Source organism: Actinosynnema sp. (genome assembly GCF_052038725.1).
This window is the reverse complement of the sequence record NZ_JBQGCX010000228.1, coordinates 1-2,521: the sequence shown is the minus strand read 5'-3', so window position 1 is coordinate 2,521 and position 2,521 is coordinate 1. Positions and strand designations below refer to the sequence as shown.

The following is a 2,521-nucleotide window of genomic DNA, read 5'->3' as shown; positions in this document are numbered from 1 at the left end:
CCACTGGCACGTGACCTGGGACTACGCCACGCCGTACCACCAGCTGATCGTGTCCCTGCCGAACGTGCACCTGACCTTCGGCTCCGGGGGCGCGCGGATCTCGGGCCCCGCGCGCGGCCACGGGACGCGGGTGCTCGCCGGGCGGGGCGAGGTGCGCGGGGTGGCGTTCCGGCCGGGCGCGTTCCGGGGGTTCCTCGGGGCGCCCGTGTCGACGATCACCGGGCGGGTGCTGCCCGCCGAGGAGGTGTTCGGACCGCTGCCCGCGCCCACGTCGACCGCCGAGGTGGAGGAGCTGCTGCGGTCCCGGTCGCCGGTGCTGGACCGGGGGGCGCGGGACGCGGTGCGGGCGGTGGAGCTGATCGAGTCGTCACCGGGGCTGACCCGCGTGGACGCGGTGGCGCGCGAGCTCGGCGTGGGGGTGCGGAGCCTGCAGCGGCTGTTCGCGGAGCACGTGGGCGTCGGGCCGAAGTGGGTGGTGCGCCGCTACCGGCTGCGCGAGGCCACCGATCGGCTGGCGGCCGGCGGGCGGATCGCCTGGGCGGAGCTGGCGGCCGAGCTGGGCTACGCGGACCAGGGGCACCTGACCAGGGACTTCACCGAGGTCTTCGGCGAGCCGCCGACCACCTACGCCCGGCGGTACTGAGCCGGTCGCCCCGGAGCGGTCACGGGGAGCGGTGCGGTCGGGGTGGCGCTGGCGGGGGACTCGGAGCCGTGCTGCGGGGACTGGGGCCGTGCTGCGGGGAAGGGGAGCCGCGCGGTGCGGGAGCGGGTCACAGGCTGCCGAAGTTCTCGGTCCAGTAGGCCTTGCCGCGCGAGTTGACGGTGTAGGCGACACCCAGGTCCTTGTACGCGCAGTTCAGGATGTTGGCCTTGTGGCCCGCGGAGTTCATCCACGCCCGGACCACGGCCGCCGGGGTCGACTGGCCCATGGCGATGTTCTCCGCGGTGGCCCGCCAGTAGTAGCCCGCCGCGTCCACGCGCTGCGCCGGGGCGCTGCCGTCGGCGCCGGTGTGGCTGAAGTAGTTCTGCGCGGCCATCTCGTCGTTGTGGCCCTTGGCGGCGGCGGCGAGCTTGGTGTTGGCGACCAGCGCGCCGCACCCGGCCTTCGCGCGCTCCTGGTTCGTCAGCTTCAGCACCTCGGCGGCGTACGCGGGGGCGTCCTGGGCGGCCTTCGCGACGACCGAGGAGGTGGCCGGGTTGGTGGTCCGGGGCGCGGCGTTCGCGGCGCCGGTGGCGGCCAGCAGGCCGGTGACCGTCATGCCCGCCAGGAGGGCGAGGCCGGCGATCCGCTGGGTGGTGGTCTTGGCGCTCATGTCGTGTCCCCGATCCGTTCGTCCCGACTTGCTGATGGGACAAGGTTCGAGCCCGTCGAGTGCGCTTCCGGGTCCACCTCGGTTGCGGAACGGGTGTGAAGCGTCAGAACCCTCGAACCGGTGCCGTCCACGCCGTTCGCCGGGGGCTCTGCGGGGCTGTGAGCTGCGGTTTCGTCCGACCGGGAGTGTCTCAGGTCCGTCCCCCGCCGTCCGATTGCACGGTCATGCCGAAGCACCGCGCGCCGCGCCCGCCCGCGCCCGCGGTCTCCGCCACCGCCTGGGCGGTCGGGGCCGCGCTCGTCGGCGTCGTGCTGTGCCTGACGATGGTCCTGCGCACCTCGGAGGCCGCGTTCTCCGGCACGGTGAGCAACAGCCCGAACTCGTGGGAGACCGGCTCCATCGCGCTGGCCGAGAACAGCTCCGGCTCCGCCCTGTACAGCAGCGCCTCGAACGGCAGGCTCACCGGCGGCCAGGCGGTCACCAAGTGCATCACCGTCCGCTACGACGGCACGATCACCCCCAGCGCCACCATCAAGCTGTACGGCTCCGCGACGGGCGCGCTCGCCCCGTACCTCGACCTCGTGGTCGACCGGGGCGCCGACAGCTTCACGTCGCCCGCGCCCAGCTGCGCCACCTTCTCCGCCAGGGCGGGCGGGGTCTTCCGAGGCACGCTCGACGAGTTCGGCTCCACCGCCACCGACTACGCCAGCGGCGTCGGGGCCTGGTCCACCGCCACCAACGGGGCGACGGTGGCCTTCCGGTTCACCATCACCGTCAAGTCCGTCGCCGAGGCGCAGAACAAGACCGCGGCGGCGACGTTCACCTGGGAGGCCAGGGGGTGAGGTCCCGGTGGCGCCTGGTGGCGCGGTGCGCCCTGGCGTTCACCGGCGCCGTCTCGCTCACCCTCGCGCTGTGCGCGTTCACGCCGGTGCTGTGGGGCTGGCGGCCGGTGGTGGTCACCTCCGGGTCGATGGGGCCGCTCGTGCGGCCCGGCGACGTGGTGCTGCTCGACCCAGCCCCCGACCGCGAACCGCTGGTCGGGGACGTCGTCGTCTACTCCCGGTCCGGCGCGCCGTCGGTGATGCACCGGGTCGTCGGCCGCGACGACGACGGCCGCTACCGCACCAGGGGCGACGCGAACCCCACCCCGGACGCGGCGCCCGTCGCGCCCGAGGACGTGCTGGGGCGGGTGCGCGGGCTGGTGCCGG

The 2,521-nt window shown here is 74.6% G+C and carries 4 protein-coding genes; 3 read left to right on the top strand and 1 reads right to left on the bottom strand.

The window, feature by feature from the left end:
- Positions 1-643, top strand: a 643-nt coding sequence (locus ACTUAL_RS04445; RefSeq protein ID WP_440899358.1) for a helix-turn-helix domain-containing protein, incomplete at its 5' end; no start/stop codon positions are given.
- Between the two features lie 127 nt (positions 644-770).
- On the opposite strand, the gene ACTUAL_RS04440 is transcribed toward ACTUAL_RS04445, so the two are convergent.
- Entirely contained in the window at positions 771-1,313 is a 543-nt protein-coding gene (locus tag ACTUAL_RS04440; protein WP_096495461.1) for a CAP domain-containing protein, read from the bottom strand.
- 224 nt (positions 1,314-1,537) lie between these two features.
- Here ACTUAL_RS04440 and ACTUAL_RS04435 point away from each other — a divergent pair, with 224 nt between their 5' ends.
- Together ACTUAL_RS04435 and ACTUAL_RS04430 are read left to right on the top strand one after the other, a co-directional pair.
- Positions 1,538-2,155: a hypothetical protein gene (locus ACTUAL_RS04435; protein WP_157767778.1), complete on the top strand. Its 618-nt coding sequence runs from the start codon at positions 1,538-1,540 to the stop codon at positions 2,153-2,155.
- Positions 2,152-2,521 (top strand): signal peptidase I (locus tag ACTUAL_RS04430; RefSeq protein WP_440899357.1); only part of this gene is annotated, 370 nt, incomplete at its 3' end. The genes ACTUAL_RS04435 and ACTUAL_RS04430, both read left to right, overlap by 4 nt.

Excerpts from the sequence above, each read along its gene's own strand:
- ACTUAL_RS04440 (WP_096495461.1), bottom strand. The coding sequence starts at position 1,313 with ATGAGCGCCAAGACCACCACCCAGCGGATCGCCGGCCTCGCCCTCCTG.
- ACTUAL_RS04435 (WP_157767778.1), top strand. The coding sequence starts at position 1,538 with ATGCCGAAGCACCGCGCGCCGCGCCCGCCCGCGCCCGCGGTCTCCGCC.